Genomic DNA, 19,711 nt, shown 5'->3' with positions numbered 1-19,711 from the left:
GGGCTTCATGAACGACACTCCCGCTGGCGACGACCAGGCCAGCCGCCGGGCCGACCTGACCCGACGCGGCCGGCTCATACCAGCCACCGACCCGGCGCCCATCAAGCTCGCCCCCGGTGAGGTGTCGCCGGACGACTCGACCGAGCACGTCTCCGCCCTCCGCGAGGAACGCCTGTAGCTCACCCGCTGTTGCCCAAGGCACGCCTCGCCCCTCACGGGGACCCCCGCGACATCTTGTGGGTTGACCCACGAGCTTGTGGGTTCCCCCATCGCATGCGAGTCCAGAACCCACAACCTGATGGGTGGACCCACCCGGTGGCTGCCCGGGCACGCCGTACCCCACGCAGGCCGCCCCTGGAGCTCGCCGGGATGTGAGTCAAGGTGCGGGTGGGGCAGCGAGGCGGGCGCTCGGAGGGGGAGCGCCCGCCTGCTGGTTATTGGGTGAAGCGGATGGTGAGGGTGGTGGGGGCTGTGTGGAGTTTGTCCCGGTCGGGGAGGGCTGGGCCGCAGGCGGCGGTGCCTACGCCGGTTTGGGCCAGGTCGAGGGTTACGTAGGTGGTGTCGCGGGGCTTGAGGTCCGCGGCGTGGGTGGCGTTCTCGAGGTCGGCGGTGGTCCAGTCGCGGACGGTGAGGCCGAAGAGCGTGTCTACGGCGTCGATGCGGAGGCCGTCGAGGGTGGCCCAGCGGGTGTCGATGCGCTGACCGTTCTCCTGGGGACGCACGTACGGCGTCTGGAGGTCGGCGACCGTGGACGCGTACTTGCCGACCGCGGCGGCTGCGCGGGTGTCGACGTACGCCTCGTTCGGGCCGGTGCCGAACCACTCGACGCGGTCGACCTTCGGCAGTTCGAAGGTGATGCCCAACCGCGGCAGTACCTCCGGGAACTGGCCCTCCGGTACGACGCTCAGGTCGAGCTGCACGCTGCCGTCGACGGTGGTCCAGCGCCAGGTGCTGCGCAGACCCCACTGGAGCTGCGGCGGCGCGGTCCGGGTGACGACCTCGTAGGCACCGTCGTGTTCACCGGCGGACACGATCCTGTGCTGCACCCGGTGCAGCCCCTGCTCGCGCCAGGCCTCGACGACACCCGGCTGCGCGTCGTTGTCGATCGGCGCCCGCCACACCTCAAGCTTCGCGTTGGACACCGCACCGAAGCTGATGCCGTGGATACCGGCAGTGACTTCTGCAGGCGAACCACCAGCAGCAACCACAACCTCCGCCGGCTCGTCGAGCCGGACCTGGCCCCAGGCGATTCGGTGGCCGGCGTCCGCCCAGGGCGTCGACTCCGTCAGTTCGGCCGTCACCGTCAGCCAGGTTTCGGGCTGGGTAGTGTCGAAGGGCGGGAGGTCCAGCGACACCGTCTCGCCAGGGGCGATTGGGGCGATGGTGAGGCTGCCGGAGCCGGTGCGGTTGCCTTCGACCTCCGTGACGAAGCGGAAGGTCAGGTGGGAGGTGTCGAGGACCTCGTAGTGGTTGGTGACCGTGACTCCACCCTTGCCGTCGGCAACGATTCGGAGGGGCTCGATCACCTTGGTGAACTCGTGCATGCCGGGCGACGGGGTCCGGTCGGGGAACAGCAGGCCGTCGCAGACGAAGTTGCCGTCGTGGATGGTCTCGCCGAAGTCGCCGCCGTACGCGTAGACCTCGCGGCCGTCGATCGTAGTCCGCAGGCCGTGGTCGATGAACTCCCAGATGAAACCGCCCTGGCAGCGCGGGTACTTCTCGAAGACCTCGCGGTAGTCGAGCAACCCGCCCGGCCCGTTGCCCATCGCGTGCCCGTACTCGCACAGGATGAACGGCAGGTTCCGGTACTTCGAGGAGTCGGCCCCGATCTCCGCACACCCGGCCGGGTCGGTGTACATCCGCGAGTAGACGTCGACGAACTCGGCCTCGGTGTCGCGCTCGTAGTGCACCGGCCGCGACGGGTCGATCGCCTTCGCCGCGTCGTACATCGCCTTCAGGTTCTCGCCCATCCCGCACTCGTTGCCGAGCGACCAGATCACGATCGACGGGTGGTTCTTGTCGCGGCCGACCATCCGCTGCATCCGGGTGACCAGGTCGTCGCGGAACCGCGGGTCCATCACCGGGTTCGGCAGGTCCGGCGGCGTCGGCTCGTACCCGAACCCGTGCGTCTCGAGGTCGCACTCGTCGATGACGTACAGCCCGTACTCGTCACACAACGACAGGAAGTGCGGGTGCGGCGGGTAATGACTCGTACGGACAGCATTGATTCCTGCCCGCTTCATGATCAATACATCGTCAAGCATGTCCTGCTCAGTCAACGTGCGTCCACGTTCGGGGTGGAACTCGTGCCTGTTGACTCCGTTGAACAACACGCGATTCCCGTTGACCGTGAAGATGCCGTCAACGATCGCGACCGTCCGGAACCCGATCCGCAACCGGACCTCACCACCGTCGGTCCGCAGCACACCGTCGTACAGCCGCGGGCTCTCGGCACTCCACGGCTCGACAGCAGCAGTCACCTCGACACCAGTCGCAACCGAAAGACCCAGCTCCGGTACGTCGACCGTCCCGGCCACGTCGGCGTCCACGCGCAGCGTGCCGACACCATCGGCGTACGACGAGTGCACGAACACGTCGGTCGCGGCACCCGGTCGCAGCGCCAGCAGGTTGACCTCACGGAAGATCCCGGACAGCCACCACATGTCCTGATCCTCGACGTACGAACCGGCCGACCACTGGTGCACCCGTACGGCGATCTGCGCCTCGGACCCCGGAGTCACCAACGAAGTCAGGTCGAACTCGCTCGGCAACCGCGACCCCGACGACCAGCCGACGAACGAGCCGTTCACCCAGACCGCGAACCGCGAGTCCACGCCCTCGAACCGCAGCACGATCCGCGAACCCGCAAAGTCGGCAGGCACAGAAACCGACCGCACGTAGTCCCCGGTCGGGTTGTCCGTCGGCACGTACGGCGGCTCGACCGGGAACGGGTAGACCACGTTCGTGTACGCCGGAGCGCCGTACCCGCTCAGCTGCCAGTGCCCGGGCACCGCGATGGTGTCCCAGCCGGACGTGTCCGGGTCCTTCAGGTCGTCCGGCGCATCGGCCACACTCGGCGAGAGCCGGAAGCTCCAGTCCCCGCTCAGCGCGACGCGCGCGGTGTCGTCATCCAGCCAGGCGCGCGCCGGCAGCACGTTCTCACCGGGGGCGAAGTCCTCGACATAGCTCAGCTCATCCGTCACAGGTCATGAGCCTAAGCCCAGACCTGCGCACAAATCCACACCGATCAACAGATATGGACAGGGTGAATCAGGGCCGACACTCCTTGCACACGCCGACGAGCGCGACCTGCTCCGGGGCGAGGTGGAATCCGAGCTCGCGGAGGACCTTCTTCCGGGCCGACTCCAGGATGTCGCCGGGAGCGTCGTACACGGTCCCGCACTCCGCGCAGCGCAGGTGCAGGTGCCGCGGGGCCAGATCACCGGCCAGGTGGTACGTCGTCCCGGCCCGGCCGAGGTGGACGTGCGTGACGAGCCCGAACTCGCCGAGCGCGTCCAGCGCCCGGTAGACCGTGGCCCGGTGGATCCCGGGCCGCAACGCCTCGGCCCGCTCGCCGATCTGCTCGGCGCTCAGGTGCTCCTCGGTCCCGGCGAGCACCTCGACGACCGCGAGCCGGGCCGGGGTGACCCGCTCACCCCGATCCCGCAACCGCTGCGCGGACACTTCAACGGCGCTCGTCATGCAGAGCCCCCTCAGGACTTCTTCGCGGCCGTCTTCTTGGCCGCGGTCTTCTTCGCCGGGGCCTTCTTGGCTGCCGTCTTCTTGGCGGCGGTCTTCTTGGCAGCAGTTTTCTTCGTAGCGGTCTTCTTGGCCGCCGTCTTCTTCGCCGGTGCCTTCTTCTTCACCGGTCCGCGGGCCCGCTTGTCGGCCAGCAGCTCGGCGGCGCGCAGCAGCGAGATCGTCTCGACCGAGTCGTCCTTGCGCAGCGTCGCGTTGGTCTCCCCGTCGGTGACGTACGGACCGAAGCGACCCTCCTTCACCACGACCGGCTGACCCGACTCCGGGTCCGCGCCGAGCTCCTTCAGCGGCGGCGCGGCAGCCCGCCGGCCGCGCTGCTTCGGCTCGGAGTAGATCTTCAGCGCCTCGTCGAGGGTGATCTCGAACATCTGGTCCTCGGAGGTGAGCGACCGCGAGTCCGTGCCCTTCTTCAGGTACGGCCCGTAGCGCCCGTTCTGCGCGGTGATCTCGTCACCGCTCTCCGGGTCCTTGCCGACCACCCGCGGCAGCGACAGCAGCTTCATCGCGTCGTCGAGCCCGATGCTGTCCAGCTGCATCGACTTCAGCAACGACCCGGTCCGCGGCTTGGCGCCCTTGGGCGCGTCCTCCGGCAGCACCTCGGTCACGTACGGCCCGAAGCGGCCCGCCTTCGCGACCACCTTCAGCCCGGTGTCCGGCGCGTTGCCGAGCTCGTGCTCGACACCCGACGGCTGCTCGAGCAACTCGGCCGCCTTCTCGACGGTCAGCTCGTCCGGCGGCAGGTCCTCCGGCACGTTGGCGCGCCGCTCGTCCTTGTCCTCGACGTACGGCCCGTAGCGCCCGACCCGGACGACCACACCGCTGTCCGGACCGCCGACCTGGAACGTCGACATCTCGCGGGCGTCGATGTCGCCGAGGTCGGTGACCATCGACTGCAGACCTTCGGTCTCGTCGTCGCCGAAGTAGAACCGGCCGAGCACGCCCTCGCGCTGAAGGTTGCCAGCGGCAACTTCATCGAGGATGTCCTCCATCGACGCGGTGAAGGTGTAGTCGACCAGCCGGGTGAAGTGCTGCTCGAGCAGCCGCACCACCGCGAACGCCAGCCAGGCCGGCACCAGCGCCGTACCCTTCTTGTACACGTAGCCGCGGGCCTGGATCGTGCCCAGGATCGACGCGTACGTCGACGGCCGGCCGATCTCGCGCTCTTCCAGCTGCGCGATCAGCGTTGCCTCGGTGAACCGGGCCGGCGGCTTCGTCTCGTGCCCCGACGCCAGCACCTCGGTGGCCGGCAGGACGTCGCCCTCGGCCACGTCCGGGATCTGCGTCTCGCGGTCGTCGGTCTCGGCGGACGGGTCGTCCGCACCCTCGACGTACGCCTTCAGGAAGCCGTGGAAGGTGATCACCCGGCCGGACGAGGTGAACTCGCACTTCTCCCCGCTCGAGGCCTTGGCGTCGATCTTGATCGAGACGCTGTTGCCGGCCGCGTCCTTCATCTGGGACGCGATCGTGCGCATCCAGATCAGCTCGTACAGCCGGTACTCCGCGCCCGACAGCCCGGTCTGGGCCGGGGTCTGGAAGTTCTCACCGGCCGGCCGGATCGCCTCGTGGGCCTCCTGCGCGTTCTTCACCTTGGAGGTGTAGACCCGAGGCTTGTCCGGCAGGTACGACGCCCCGTACAGCTCGCGGACCTGCGCCCGGGCCGCGGTGATCGCGGTGTCCGACAGCGTGACGCTGTCGGTACGCATATAGGTGATGTTGCCGTTCTCGTAGAGCCGCTGCGCGATCTGCATCGTCTGCGAGGCGGACATGTTGAGCTTGCGCCCGGCCTCCTGCTGCAGCGTCGTGGTCCGGAACGGCGCGTACGGCTTGCGCGTGTACGGCTTGGACTCGATCGAGCGGACCTTGAACGTGGAGTCCTGCAGCGCCGCGGCGAGCGCGGTCGCGGTCGACTCGTCCAGGTGGACCGTGCTGGCGTTCTTCAGCTCACCCGTCGGGGCGAAGTCCCGGCCCTGGGCGACCCGCTTGCTGTCCACCGCGACCAGTCGCGACGGGAAGATCCGCGGCGTCTTGCCCTCGCCGGCGTCGAGCTTGGCGTCCAGGTCCCAGTACGACGCGGAGCGGAACGCGATCCGCTCCCGCTCCCGGTCGACCACCATCCGGATCGCGACCGACTGCACCCGGCCCGCCGACAGCTTCGGCATGACCTTCTTCCACAGCACCGGCGAGACCTCGTAGCCGTACAGCCGGTCCAGGATGCGGCGCGCTTCCTGGGCGTCGACGAGCGACTCGTTGATGTCCCGGGCCGCGCCGACCGCGTCCTGGATCGCCTTCGGGGTGATCTCGTGGAAGACCATCCGCTTGACCGGGACCTTCGGCTTCAGCTCGTCGAGCAGGTGCCACGCGATGGCCTCGCCCTCGCGGTCCTCATCGGTGGCGAGGAAGAGTTCGTCGGCCTCTTTGAGCAGATCCTTCAGCTTGCGGATCTGGGCCTTCTTGTCGGCCGGTACGACGTACAGCGGGTCGAAGTGGTCCTCGATGTTCACGCCGAGCCGGGCCCAGGGCAGTCCCTTGTACTTGGCCGGGATCTCGTCGGCGCCCTTCGGGAGGTCCCGGATGTGGCCGAAGCTCGACTCCACCACGTATCCGGCACCCAGGAAGCCCGCGATCATCCGCGCCTTCTTCGGCGACTCGACGATCACCAGACGTCGACCACCCGACGACGACGTTCCCGTCGCCGCGGCTTTCGTCCCTGTTGCCCCTGCCACCGTGCTCCTCTCGCACCGTCATGTTCCCCCGTGCCCGACCGCTCCGTCCGAGGACAGAGTACGGCGGGCGACAACGTATTTCTTCCAGCTTTCGTCAACGCACCGTAACCGGTCCGCCGCCGGACACCCCTCTCAGGGTTTCAGAAAGTATCCGAAAACCCCTCTTACCGCGCGTCGCACCCGAGCCACCGCAACCGCCGGGTCCACCGTCCCGACCAACGGCTTCAAGTCACCCGAGGGTACGCCGTGCAGCCGGGCAAGGGCCGGGAGTGTGAACTGATAGTCACCCGGCGACCCGTGCCCACCGTCCGGCATCAGCACTTCCCGCTTCCACCCGCGCTGAGCCTTCCAGAAGGATTCCCAGCTCGGATCGGTCGCCCGGGAATGCCCGCCGGCCCCGAACAAAAGGAACGGCCGGTCGAGGCCTTTCCGCGCCACCTCGCTCGGCTGATCACCGTCGTACATGCCGCCGTCGAGGTTGACGCCGGCCCGGATCCGCCGATCGACCAGCATCGCCGAAGCGGCCGCTGCGCCACCCATCGAGTACCCGAACACGCCGGCTCGATGCACCCGGAGCCGATCCAGGACGAACCGGAGGTCGGCAACCCGCGTGTCTCTGGCCGTCCGTTCGGCGACCGGGTCCTCCCAGGGTATACACGGCATCACCACGCGGCCTCCCGGGAACTCCACCGGCGCCTCCCCGGTGTGGTCGACCGTGACGACCAGATAGCCGTGGCTGGCCAGCTCCTCGGCCTGGTTCGTGCCGATGACGCGTGACGTAGCTGACGCCGGCGAATACATCACAACGGGCCCGGTGCGGTCGGCTGGCGCGTTCGGGCGCGCATGCGTCGAGCTGCCGGCCAGATCGACCGTGTCGGCACTCAACCGCAGGTAGCTGGTCATCTCGGTGGCCAACGCGGGCGCGACCGCACTGCCGACGTACGGCGTCCTTGGACCGGGCAGGGGGAGCGCGGGGTACCAGAGGCTCACCATCAGCTCGCGCGGTCCGGACCGCCACGGGTCCGGGCGCGTGTGGTCCACCAGATGCAGTTCTTTGCTGCCGATGGCGTGCGGTCCGGTCGGTGCGGGCAGCTCGACCCGGTAGGGCGTACTTGTCTTACTAACTGGAATTGCCACGGCACCCACGGCACCGAAAAACAGGCGTCGACTGATCATGCGACCAGCCAACCCGCGATCGGGCGCCCGCGAATCAGACCGCGGCCGGAACCGCGTTCACTCCACGGTCGTAGGTTTCACCAGCGAACGTGCACTTCCGGGAACTCCGGCGAATTCTGGGTCAGCAACTGGTCCGGACGCCGGCGCAGAGTGGTGTCGAAGTACGCCGCGATGTACCGGCGCTGCGCCCGCACGCTCTGCTCCGGTTCGACCTTGCCGACCAGTGCGGTCATCACCGACGTGATGATCGGGTCGTCGCCGTAGATCTCCCGGAAGACCTGGTCGAAGACGAACTGGTAGTCGGTGAATGCCTTCTGCTTGGACCCGGCCAGGCTGAGGTTGAGCTTGCCGCCCTTCTGCACCGCCCAGAAGGTCGCCCAGGACAGGTCGAAGTGGTCCTTCTTCGGATCGACGAACTGGGTCTCGTCCGAGCCGAACAACAGCAGAGGCTGCTTGAGTCCCTTCAGCGCGACCTCGGCCGGCGGACCCTTCAGCCGGTCGTCCTGCAGCGTGCCGTCCAGGTTCAGACCGGTGGAGATCCGCTTGTCCGCGCGCATCGTGTCGGCGGTCGCATAGCCACCGAGACCGACGCCGAACATGCCCACGCGACGCATGTCCAGCCCGATGCCGAGACCGGACGGGAGCTCTGTCCCCTCCGCCGCCGGATTGCGGCCGGCCGCGAGCTGCGTGAGCTGGTCGAGCACGAACCGCGCGTCGGCGACCCGCGTCTCGACGTACTGGCGGGTGAAGAGCGGATCGGGCAGTTGCGTGGCCGGTACGCCGGGCAGGAATCGCCCGCCGGGGAATTCGGTCGGGGTCTCGTGGGTGTGGTCCATCGCGACCACCACGTACCCGCGGCTGGCCAGGTCCTCGGCCAGTGCGGTGTTCACGAACCGGCTGTACTGGTAGCCGGGTGAGAACAGCAGCACCGGGTGCTTCATCTTCTGCATGGGCGCGTTCTGGCGGCTGTGCGTCTCGGTGTTCGCGAAGTCGAATGTCCCGGTCGGCAGGGCCAGGCCGTACTCACCTGTCCAGTTGTCGTCGACCTCTGTGGCGGTCCGCTTCGGCATGTACAGCGCCAGCGGCTTGTCGTCCATCAGCGTCGACGGGTACCAGAGGCTGATCATCAACTCCCGCTTGCCGCTGGGCATGGTCGGGTCCGGCCGCTTGTCGTCGATCAGGTGCAGCGAGGTCGTGCCCAGCGACTTCCGCCCACTCGGCTCCGGAAGCCGGAACTTCACCGGATGAAAGTTGGGATCGCCCTTGGCCCGTACGGCGGCATCGCCGGTTGGCGCGGTCCGGCCGTCGGGGTCGACCGGCACGGCGTGCGCGACTGCCGGGAGAGTCAGCCCGAGTCCGGCGGCGAGCCCGCCCACGAGCAGCCCTCGTCGCCCCACCGCGTACCTGGGGGTGTGACGGATGTGACTACTGGGACCTGAGTTGACCATGCGACTCATCGTCACCGCCTGTTTTCACCCTGTGATGGAGACCTCGTCTCAACTTCATGACGGCCGACGTGGTGACAACTCCGGCGCGGTGAGCTTCAATGAGCGCAACTTGTTCATAGATGCGTGAAGTGAGGCCTTGTGAGCATCTTTGTCCGCATGAAACGTTCAGTAGTCGCAGTGGCGCTCCTTGCAGGCGCTCTTGTGAGCACGACCATCTCGGCGCAGGCCGCCGGGACCACCCTCGGTGACATCACCGGGTTCGCGGCCGACAGAGCGACGTACACGCTCAGTGCCGGCACGGCGAAGGTGCGGGTCGTGTTCCTGAAGGACGACGTGTTCCGGCTGTGGCTGGCGCCGGACGGAACCTTCACCGACCCGGCGAGCACGCCCCCGGAGAACCCGGCCGACCCGGCGTCGACGATCGTCACCAAGACCGACTACGGCAGCCCGAAGACCACGTGGCGCGACAGCGGGTCGTACTACGCGCTGACGACCGGCAAGATCGAGGTCCGGGCTCAGAAGAAGCCGCTGAAGTTCAGCGTCTACCGCGACGACCGGCTGGTCTGGGCCGAGGCCGCACCGCTGTCCTGGACCGACACCTCGACCACCCAGTCACTGGCCCGGGGTGCGAACGAGCAGTTCTTCGGCGGCGGCATGCAGAACGGCCGCTTCTCGCACCGCGACGAGACCATCAAGATCTCCAAGGACTTCAACTGGGAGGACGGCGGCAACCCGAACGCGTCGCCGTACTACATGAGCACCGCCGGGTACGGCGTCCTGCGCAACACGTTCGACCCCGGCAGCTACAGCTTCGGCAGCCCGGTAACCGCTACGCATGACGAGAAGCGTTTCGACGCCTACTACTTCATCGGCGACCTCAAGACCTCGCTGGACCGCTACACCGAGCTCACCGGCCGGCCGTTCATGCCGCCGATCTACGGGCTCGAGTACGGCGACTCCGACTGCTACAACCGCGGTCACTACGCGAAGGACCCGGATCCGAGTAACGACTGGAAGGTGAACCCGGACAAGGTCACCACTCTGGACGCGGTGAAGGTCGCCCAACGGTTCCGCGACGAGGACATGCCTGGCGGCTGGATGCTCGTCAACGACGACTATGGCTGCGGGTACTCGGACAACACCGAGTTCGAGAAGGTCGACGGCACATACTGGGGTAAGCGGGATATTCCGGCTCTCAAGCAGACCGGTGACGAGCTGCGCGCTAGGAACATTCAGATGGGACTGTGGACGCAGTCCTCGCTGGACCGGCAGCCGGCCGAGGTCGGCGAGGCAGGGGTGCGCGTGCGCAAGCTGGACGTCGCCTGGGTCGGTCCGGGCTACCGGTACGCGCTCAGCGCCTGTGACACCGCACATGACGGTATTGAGCAGCACAGCAATGCGCGTGGGTTCGCCTGGATGGTTGAGGGCTGGGCCGGTGCGCAGCGGTGTGCAGTGCAGTGGACCGGCGACCACAGCGGTTCGCTGGACGCGATCAAGTGGCAGATCCCGGCCATCACCGGCTCCGGCAACTCAGGTGTCGCCTACAGCGCCGGTGACGTCGACGGCATCTTCGGTGGCTCGGCCAAGTCGTACGTGCGTGACCTGCAGTGGAAGGTGTTCAACCCGGCCTTCATGACGATGTCCGGCTGGGCGACTCCGGCGATCAAGCAGCCCTGGGCGTACGGAGCGCCGTACACGGATATCAACCGCAAGTACCTCAAGCTGCGTGAGCGCCTGCTGCCGTACTTCTACACGTACGCCGCCGAGGCGCACCGGACCGGCGCACCGCTGAACCGGTCACTGGTACTCGAGTACCCGAACGACCCGAAGACGTGGGACGACACCACGAAGTACGAGTTCCTTGCTGGTAAGGAGTTCCTGGTCGCACCGATGTGGGGTGCGGACGAGGTGAAGAGCGGTATCTACCTGCCGGAGGGACGCTGGGTCGACTACTGGACCGGACGGGTCTACCAGGGGCCGACGACGGTCAACGGGTACCACGCTGCACTCGACACACTGCCGCTATTCGTGAAGGCGGGCGCCGTCGTACCGATGTGGAAGCCGGGGATCAACGCGGCCGCCGAGCAGGGTTTTGGCGACCGCCTCACGGTGGACATCTACCCGCAGGGCAAGTCGTCGTTCACGCTGTTCGAGGACGACCGGGTGACCCGTGCGAAGCAGTCGGCGCAGCAGACGTTCGCTGTGGACGCACCGCGAGACGGGCGCGGTGACATCATCGTGCGGATCGGTGCGCTCAATGGCTCGTACGCCGGTAAGCCGGGCTCGCGTCCGTACGAGCTGACCGTGCACACCGGCTCAGCGCCGCACGCTGTGCTGGTCGACGGTCGGCCGGTCAAGTCGACGTACAAGGACGGTGTGGTGACTGTACAGACCGCGTCTGTTTCGACGTCGCGCAGCGCCACGGTCCAACTGCTCGGTACGTCGTCAGTCGGCGGTCCGGATGTCGCCAACACCCTTGGTACGCCGGAACTCAGCAGCCCGGCGCTGTGGAACGCCCCCGGGCAGGCCACCGAGGTCACGGCAACCTTCCGCAACGGCACCAACACCACGGTCCGCAACGTCGACCTCGCGCTGCAGCTACCCGCCGGCTGGACCTCGGCCGGAGCGCACACCTTCGCCTCGGTTCTTCCCGGGCAGACGGTGAGCACGAAGCTGCAGATCACTCCGGGAGCCGACGTACAGCCGGCTAGCTTCACGCTGTCGCTCGCTGCTTCCTATGTTGCTGGGGGCAAGCGATACGTGCAGAACGCGGTTGCTACTGCGCAGCTGCCATACGGGTCGCTGTCGCAGGCTGCGAACACCGTGGGGATCAGCGACGCAACGACGTACGCTAAAGGCAACTTCGACGGGTCCGGGAACAGCTTCAACGGCGAGGCGCTGGCCGCGGCCGGCTACAAGCCTGGAGCAACCGTCACCGTCCAGGATGCGCAGTTCACCTGGCCGACCGGAGCGCCTGGTACGCCGAACCTGGTGAAGAACCAGTCCGCACCGATCCTGGTGTCCGGTACCGGCTCACACCTTGCACTGCTCGGTGCTGGCGCCAGCCTGAATGCACGTGGTGCGGTGACGATCCTCTACACCGACGGCACCCAGTCCCAGGCGACCTTCCAGCTACCCAACTGGTGCTGCCAGGACGCAACCACCGGCGGCGCCAAACTCGCAGTCTCGACAAAGGGCCGCTACACCCCAGCCGGGTTGGCGAACACCACAACCGACTACCGAGTCTTCTACACCGCCGTACCGCTCGACGCAGGCAAGACCGTGCAGGCAATCAAGCTGCCCGGCGGCGGACTCGGCTTCTTCGCAGCCACCATCGCCAACAAGCCGCTACCGCCGGCCCCACGCGGTGAGCAGTGGGTGAGCGACCTGGAGTTCCTGGACTCCACCAACGGCTGGGGCCCAGTAGAACGCGACCACAGCAACGGCGAAGACGCCCCCGGCGACGGAGCCACGCTGACCCTGGACGGAACGACGTACACGAAGGGCCTGGGCACCCACGCCCCCTCAGTAGTCACCGTCCGCCTAGCCGGCAACTGCCAAACCTTCACCGCCAAAGTAGGCGTCGACGACGAAATGGAAGACCGAGGCAAAGTCTCCTTCAAGGTCCTCACCGACGGAGTAGCCAAACACACCTCCGACCTCCTCACCGGCACCTCCCCCACCGCCACCATCGCGGTAGACGTCACCGGCGCCCAAACCCTCACCCTCCAAGTCACCGACGGAGGCGACGGCGTAACCAGCGACCACGCCGACTGGGCCAACGCCAAGGTGACCTGCACCCCCTAACCCCCCACCCCCCGCCCCCGCTCCCGCGGGACAACCCCCCAACTCAATGGATAACCACTCGCATGAGGGGTTGCCCATCGAGAATCTCAGTCGGCAACCCCTCAACTCGGTGGATATCCACCCGGCTGGGGGGTTGCCCGTTGGGGTGGGGGGTTGCCCGTTGGGGTGGGGGGTTGCCCGTTGCGGTGGGGGGTTGCCCGTTGCGGTGGGGGGTTGCCCGTTGGGGTGGGGGGTTGCCCGTTGCGGTGGGGGGTTGCCCATTGAGAGTTTCAGGGGGCAACCCCCTGTCTCGGGGGGCCAGCTGGGGTGGGGTGAAGGGGATCGGGTGGGAGGATGTGGGGGTGGAGCTGACGGGGAGTGTGGTGGAGGGTTTGCGGGGCGCGTTTTTGGGTGCGGGGTACACGGTTGAGGGGGTGGCCGCGCGGCTTGGGGCGCAGGCTGACGGGGCGTTGGGGCGGAACGAGACGACGCTGGCGGTACGACGTACTGGTAGCGGCGATGCGCTGGACACGATGATCCGGCTGTTTCTACTGCAGCAGGTTGTGCCGAAGGAGCTTGTGGACAAGGCGTTTCCGGGGATCGACCTGGTTGCGCTGGGCATCGTTTCCGGCGAGAAAGCAGTACTGGACATCCGGCCGTTCGCGGAGGACGACCAGCAGTGGTGGGTGGTTGCGGATCTGACACCGGGACTCGACGGCCGCCGGGAGCCTATGCGGTCCGACTACGTGCTGGGCATCGCACCGGCCAGCCTCAGCCTCGTCCACCTGACTGTGCCGATCAACGCTGAGCGTGCCCTCGATATCGGCACCGGCTGTGGCATCCAGTCACTCCACCTCGCGAACCGCGTCAACCAGATCGTCGCCACCGACGTCAACCCGCGCGCACTCGAACTCGCCCGCGCAACCGCTGCGCTCAACCGGATAGACCTCGACGTCCGCACCGGCAGTCTGTTCGAACCGGTTGCCGGTGAGCGATTCGACCTCATCATCAGCAACCCGCCGTACGTGATCTCCCCACCGGACTCACAGCTCACCTACCGCGAGACGAGCTTCGCCGGCGACAGTCTGGTTCAGCAGCTCGTTCAGCAGGCCCCACAGCACCTGACCGACGGCGGCTGGTGCCAGCTGCTCGCCAACTGGACCTGCGTCCGCGGACAGGACTGGCGCGACCGCCTCGCCACCTGGACCGGCGACCGCTCCGCCTGGGTGGTCCAACGCGAGCAGCTCGACCCCTCCGAGTACGTCGAGCTGTGGCTGCGGGACGCCGGTCTCCACGGCACACCGGCGTACCAGACCCGCTATGACGAGTGGATGCGCTGGCTGGACGACCAGCAGGTCGAGGCGATCGGCATGGGCTGGATCACCTTGCACAACGTGGCTGGCACGCTAGACGCCGAAGAGTGGCCGTACGAGATCGAGCGTCCGATCGGACCGCATGTACTGCGCCGTTTCGAACGCAAGGAAGGGCTTCCGGCCGACCTGACCGATCTGCATCTGGTAGTCGCCGACGACGTGATCCAGGAGACGACTGGCCAGCCAGGTGCCGAGGACCCGGCAACCATCGTGCTGCGGCGCCAGCGCGGTATGCGGCGAGCGGAGCAGGTCGACACTGTCATGGCCGGGTTCGTCGGTGCGTGTGACGGTGAGCTGATTGTCGGCCAGATCCTGGCTGCGCTGGCTGACCTTCTGGACCGGCAACTGGTCGACGTACTGACCGAGTACCTGCCGCAGATCCGCCTGCTGCTGGTTGAGGGCTTCCTCGACTACTGAGTACGCCGCCGGCGCTTCTCGGCGTACATGCGTTGATCCGCAACGGTCATCAGCTCGTTGACCGGCGTACCGTCCGTGCTGGTCGCCTGCCCGATGCTCAACCGCAGCATGGCGAACCAGGGCTCCACCGCGACCGCAGCCACCCGCTCAGCAGCCGCCTTGATCCGCTCGACCAGCTCCCGCGCCCCACGCTCGTCCGGGTTGTCCAGTACGACGACGAACTCGTCACCGCCCGCCCGAGCCACCACGTCCTCCGCGCGACTCTGCTCACGCAGCAGGTGACCGACGCGACGCAGTACCTCGTCACCGCACGCATGTCCGTAGCTGTCGTTGATGACCTTCAGGTTGTCGACATCGATCGCCAGCACCGCGATAGACCGCCCGGCATCGTGCGCAACAGACATGCGCTCGTCCAGTGCGCGCCGATTGCCCACTCCGGTCAGCGGGTCCTCCCGTGCGGCTCTCCACTCCGCGTCATGGCGGATCGAGAGCTCATGGTTGGCCAGTGCGCTCCGTACGGCGTACAGACCGCGCAGGCGCTCGGCCCACCAGCCTCTGGAGATCGCTCGTGCGTACTGCAGTCCTGTCACCGCTCCGGAATCACCTGCCTCCGCAGAGATCTGCACCGCGGTGTGACGCACCAGAGCCTCCACCGGCGGATCAGATGTCGGCGGCAGCTCACTCCCGGCCCGCTGTGCGGCCTCAACCGCGTCATCGAGTCGCCCAGTGACGGCGTACGAGCGAGCGAGGTAGGTGCCCGCAATCGCAGCCAGCTCCAGATCACCAAGCTTGGCCAGTTGGTCCCGGCAGTCCTTGAGGATAACTGCCGCCTCACCCGCATCCGTCAGGTCGTTGCTGGCGGCCAGCCACATCCGCCCGGCGATCGGCCAGTAGCCGATCAGGTCCGCACCGACGATCACATCGACCGCCTCACCCGCCCAGCGATGCGCGGCATGCCGCCGTACCTGGATCTCTTCGTCGTACGACGTATCTCCGAGCCGCTCGAGCTCGTGCGCCCATCGCAGGTTGGACTCGGCCAGGTTGAGCCGGTTGATCGCCGGCGCCTCGGCCAGCCCGAGCGGGACGTGATCGCCGTCCGCGGCCAGCTCGAAGTGCGGAATGCACAGCTCGTACAAGCGCAGCAGGTCGTAGGCGTAGCCGAGCCCGGTGTGCGCCCAGCCGGCCAACCCGAGATCACGGGTCCGGGAGAGCGCGTTCTCGGCCGCGACCAGGTCGGCGACCGAGTCACCGCCTTCACCGGTACGGATCAGCGTGACGATCCGGATCGCGATCGCATTCGCTTCCCAGCCTGGCTCGTCGATCGCCCGGGCCACCCGGATACAGCCGTCGACCGCGTCCAGCGCCTCCACCGCGTCGGTCGCGTGATGCGCGGCGACCGCCCGCACGTACTCCGCGGCGGCTCGCTCGTGACTGGGTTCGGTCCCGAGTTCAACTAGCAAGCGATTGATTTCCAGCCCGGCTGCTGCCGGGTTCCCGGACTGTGCCCGGGTCATCGCCGCCGCGATCCGCGCCGTCACCCCCGACGTCTCGCGCACCGAATCTCCTTCACTGCCTCACTTTGTGCCGGCGCTTGTCGTCGTACAACCGCCGGTCGGCGGTGGCCACCAGGTGGTCCACGCCGACACCTTCCGCCGTCGCGGCGTACCCGATACTGAGTCCCAGCTGCCGCAACCACGGCTGGTCGGCCGTCGCCGCGATCGCCGCGACCGCGATCCGGATCCTGGTTGCCAGCTGGGCGCCGCCCTTGGCATCCGGCTGATCCAGTACGACGAAGAACTCGTCGCCTCCCGATCGAATCACGGCATCGGTCGCTCGGGCCTGTTCTACCAGGAGATTGGCAACAACCTGCAGCAACTGGTCTCCGCAGGCGTGCCCATGCGTGTCGTTGACGACCTTCAGGTCGTCCACATCGATGGCCAGCAAGGTGACTGCGCGCCCGGAATCGCGGGCCGCCGTCAACCGCTCGTCGAGCGCACGCCGATTCCCCACGCCTGTCAGAGGATCCTGCCGGGCCGCATGCCACTCCGCGTCGTGCCGCGCGGAAAGGTCGTGACTGACCAGTGCATGCCGTACGGCGTTCAGCGCCCGTTGCCGCTCTTTCCACCAACCGCGGGCCACCGACCGCGCATATTCCAACCCTGCAAGGGCTCCCGGCTCATCACTCGCCGCCGCGAGCTCGGACCGCGTCTGCAGTACCAGGAGATGCGTCGACGGATCCGCCAGCGGAATCAGGTCCGCGGCCGCCCGATCAGCCGCCGCGCGGGCCTCGTCCGGATCACCCTTCGCCGCCAACGCACGCGCCAGATAGGCGCCGGCTATCGCCAACCGCTCGGTCTCACCCAGCTTGCTGATCTCGTCGCGGCACTCACTCAATTCCTTGACCGCCACCGCCGGATCCGACTCCGCCGCCGCAGCCGCGACCCACAGCCGCGCGCTCAACCGCCAGTACTCCTGGCTCTCGTCGTCGACCACCACACGCTCAGCCTCACGAGCCCAGTACGCCGCCGAAGCCTGCCGCTCGCGAATCTCCTGCCCGTACGACGGATCGCCCAGCCGCTCGAGCTCATGCGCCCAGCGCAGATACGTCTCGGCCAGATTCAGCCGGTCGATCGCTGTCGACTCAGCCAACTCGAACACATCGTCTTCCAACTGCGCCGCCTGCTCGTAATGCGGAATGCACAGTTCGAAAAGCCGCAGAACGTCGTACGCATAACCCAACCCGGTATGCGCCCACGCGGTCAGCCCGGCATCCCGCGTCCGGCTCAGCGCGTGTTCCGCCGCCACCAAGTCGTTGACCGTGTCGCCGCCCCGCCCACTGCGCGCCAGGTTGATGATCCGGATCGGCAGCGCATTCGCTTCCCAGCCTGGCTCATCGATCGCCTGCGCGATCTCCACCAGCGCATCCACCGCCCGCAACGCCTCATCCGCGTCACTCGCATGATGTGCGGTCACCCCACGCACATACTCAACGGCAGCCAACTGGTAACTCGGTACGTCGCCCAACTCGGCCTTCAGCAGGTCGATCTCAGCCGCCGCCGTCGCATGCCCACCGGACTGGGCCGCCGTCATGGCAGCAGCGATCCGGGCGGTCAGCGCGCCACTCATCGCCACCTCGCCCATCACCGCCCCTAGTCACCACAGCCAAACCGGACCGCCCATTCTGGCCACCCACCCCGCCCCCTGTCACGCCCCGAACCAGCCACCGGCCACTTAGTGCCACAAATTCCACACGTCCGGTAATAGTTGGGCAAAGATTTCTTCCCGAGTGTCCGGCTCACCCGGTATGCAAAATGCGAAACTGCCCCGCTTCCAGCTCAACCACCTGGATCGCCGGCCACCGCCACTGCCAGATGCCTTGGTCACGCTCGAACGTGATCGGTCCGCGACTCCCCTCGACCGCAACCGTCGACCAGGAACCGTTGGTCCGGAACAACTCCGCCAGCACGGTGATCGCGTCGTACCCCTCAAAGGCAACAAACGAAGCGTCTTCCCCCAGCTCTGCCCGAACCCGAGCCCCGAGTGGGCTCAATTCCTCAGGCAGGTAACGCAAGAACGGGATGCCCGTCAGCCCCGCCCACTCCGGTTGCCCCGCCGGAGCCCCGATCAACACGTCAGCAAGGCGCCCATCCGCCCGTACAGCCTCAACAATCGGTACCGCCGGCTCCGGAGTCCCCACCAGCAACAACAACGCGGTAGCCCCACTCTCCGCCAACTCATCACACACCGAGTCGACGCTCACCTCGACAACCTCACGCAGGTGCTCCCGCAGGATCCGCACCCCAGCAGCCCAATACACACTCGCCTGCGCCACCACAGCAACCCGCTCGTGCCCGATGCTCACCAGATACTCCGCAAACACCCGCCACCCCCGCGACTGCACCGGCGCAATCCGAGCCACCCAGTCCGTTGCCTCCGCAACCAACTCGTCAATCACCGCAGACGAACACAAATACGGCACCCCCACCTCCGCCGCCCGCCCGGCAACCGCCCGAGCCACCACGCTGTGATACTCCCCAGCCAACGCAGCAACCCCCAACCCCACCAACTCATCCACCGCCGCAACAGCCGCCACCGGATCAGCCCGCGTATCCCGAACCACCAGCTCGATCCCCACCTCGCGAGCCGCCACCTCAGCCCCCGCAACCAACTGCCGCCCCGCCGCCGCCCACCCCGGCAAACTCAAAGGCGCCAAAACCCCAACCCGCACGTCGCTATCCATCCCGCCATTCCACTAGACCCCCACCCCACCAACCACCCGCGCAACCGCCAACAACCCACCGTTTCCCGCAACCCAAGCGCCGCACCGCGACCGAAGCCACCGTGCCCGGAGACTGCGAGTGTGCGGAGATTGCCGCCGGCAAACGATTGCGGGCGACACACTCCCACCACTCGAGCTCAGGCAGCCCCACGTCGGCTCCTCGTACCCAAAGGTGGGTCGCCTTCTCTTTGTGCACGAGGTCCCACTTTGTGTACCCACCAGTCATTTTCGCGAGCTCCGCGTGGTTGGTGGGTACACAAAGATGCTCGGGGTGCTCACACCGTGACTCGTACGCCGTGGTTGCAGAGGAGGGTGGTTCCTTCGCGCAACGCCTCGAGGGCTGCGGTGATGCGGCCGGCCATCTGAGGTCTGAGGTGGCGGTCGGCTTCGGCGACCGTCATGAAGTGGGCGGAGCGGATCTCGCCGTCGGGGAAAGTGGTGGGGGTGCTCGCGAGGTGGCCGCCGTCGAAGATGAAGTTGATGCCGTCCGGGCGGTCGTCGTACGCGTGCACGTGGTCGACCACCAGCAACCGCCCGAGGGGGAGCTCGAGGCCCAGTTCCTCGACCACCTCGCGGGAAGCGGCGGCCCAAGGCGACTCGTCGGCTTCGACGATGCCGCCGGGGAGCTCCCAGTTGAGCTTGTACGTCGGCTCCAGCAGCAGCACGCGGTTGGCCGCGTCCCGGATGAGAACCGCGGCCGCTAGGCGTTTGCGGGGCATCCGGGCGATGTAGTCGGGGACTGCAGTCACG

The 19,711-nt window shown here is 67.4% G+C and carries 12 protein-coding genes; 3 read left to right on the top strand and 9 right to left on the bottom strand.

The window, feature by feature from the left end; genetic code table 11:
- The first annotated feature begins 7 nt into the window (after positions 1 to 7).
- Entirely contained in the window at positions 8 to 178 is a 171-nt protein-coding gene (locus ABD231_RS18405; protein ID WP_344152955.1) for a hypothetical protein, read from the top strand.
- Between the two features lie 256 nt (positions 179 to 434).
- On the opposite strand, the gene ABD231_RS18400 is transcribed toward ABD231_RS18405, so the two are convergent.
- The 5 genes from ABD231_RS18400 to ABD231_RS18380 form a co-directional block, all read right to left on the bottom strand.
- Positions 435 to 3,203, bottom strand: coding sequence for a glycoside hydrolase family 2 TIM barrel-domain containing protein (locus ABD231_RS18400; protein ID WP_344152952.1), 2,769 nt, complete (start codon positions 3,201 to 3,203; stop codon positions 435 to 437).
- Between the two features lie 67 nt (positions 3,204 to 3,270).
- Entirely contained in the window at positions 3,271 to 3,702 is a 432-nt protein-coding gene (locus tag ABD231_RS18395) for a Fur family transcriptional regulator (protein ID WP_344152949.1), read from the bottom strand.
- A gap of 11 nt (positions 3,703 to 3,713) precedes the next feature.
- The gene (topA, locus tag ABD231_RS18390) at positions 3,714 to 6,482 is read right to left on the bottom strand and encodes a type I DNA topoisomerase (protein WP_344152946.1); all 2,769 of its coding nucleotides are present in this window, start codon (positions 6,480 to 6,482) and stop codon (positions 3,714 to 3,716) included.
- Between the two features lie 132 nt (positions 6,483 to 6,614).
- Entirely contained in the window at positions 6,615 to 7,619 is a 1,005-nt protein-coding gene (locus tag ABD231_RS18385; RefSeq protein ID WP_344152943.1) for an alpha/beta hydrolase, read from the bottom strand.
- Positions 7,620 to 7,735: 116 nt separating this feature from the next.
- Complete coding sequence (locus ABD231_RS18380; protein WP_344152940.1) at positions 7,736 to 9,055, bottom strand: alpha/beta hydrolase family protein; 1,320 nt, start codon at positions 9,053 to 9,055, stop codon at positions 7,736 to 7,738.
- A 207-nt stretch (positions 9,056 to 9,262) separates the two neighbouring features.
- Here ABD231_RS18380 and ABD231_RS18375 point away from each other — a divergent pair, with 207 nt between their 5' ends.
- The gene (locus ABD231_RS18375; protein ID WP_344152937.1) at positions 9,263 to 12,913 is read left to right on the top strand and encodes an NPCBM/NEW2 domain-containing protein; all 3,651 of its coding nucleotides are present in this window, start codon (positions 9,263 to 9,265) and stop codon (positions 12,911 to 12,913) included.
- A 311-nt stretch (positions 12,914 to 13,224) separates the two neighbouring features.
- Positions 13,225 to 14,682, top strand: coding sequence for a DUF7059 domain-containing protein (locus ABD231_RS18370; RefSeq protein ID WP_425554190.1), 1,458 nt, complete (start codon positions 13,225 to 13,227; stop codon positions 14,680 to 14,682).
- Here the strand turns inward: ABD231_RS18370 and ABD231_RS18365 are convergent.
- From ABD231_RS18365 to ABD231_RS18350, 4 genes are all read right to left on the bottom strand, one after another.
- On the bottom strand, positions 14,676 to 16,238 hold the full coding sequence (locus ABD231_RS18365) for a GGDEF domain-containing protein (RefSeq protein ID WP_344152931.1): 1,563 nt from the start codon (positions 16,236 to 16,238) through the stop codon (positions 14,676 to 14,678). The two genes, ABD231_RS18370 and ABD231_RS18365, sit on opposite strands and share 7 nt — an antisense overlap.
- A 10-nt stretch (positions 16,239 to 16,248) precedes the next feature.
- Positions 16,249 to 17,823, bottom strand: a complete 1,575-nt coding sequence (locus ABD231_RS18360) for a GGDEF domain-containing protein (RefSeq protein ID WP_344152928.1) — start codon at positions 17,821 to 17,823, stop codon at positions 16,249 to 16,251.
- Between the two features lie 154 nt (positions 17,824 to 17,977).
- Positions 17,978 to 18,922 carry an ABC transporter substrate-binding protein gene (locus ABD231_RS18355; protein WP_344152925.1) on the bottom strand — a complete coding sequence of 315 codons (945 nt, stop codon included), beginning with the start codon at positions 18,920 to 18,922 and terminating at the stop codon, positions 17,978 to 17,980.
- 314 nt (positions 18,923 to 19,236) lie between these two features.
- On the bottom strand, positions 19,237 to 19,710 hold the full coding sequence (locus ABD231_RS18350) for an NUDIX domain-containing protein (protein ID WP_344152922.1): 474 nt from the start codon (positions 19,708 to 19,710) through the stop codon (positions 19,237 to 19,239).
- Position 19,711 lies beyond the last annotated feature (1 nt).

Origin of the sequence: Kribbella yunnanensis, assembly GCF_039529655.1 — a bacterium.
Lineage (GTDB): Bacteria > Actinomycetota > Actinomycetes > Propionibacteriales > Kribbellaceae > Kribbella > Kribbella yunnanensis.
This window is presented reverse-complemented; position numbering and strand designations above follow the sequence as displayed.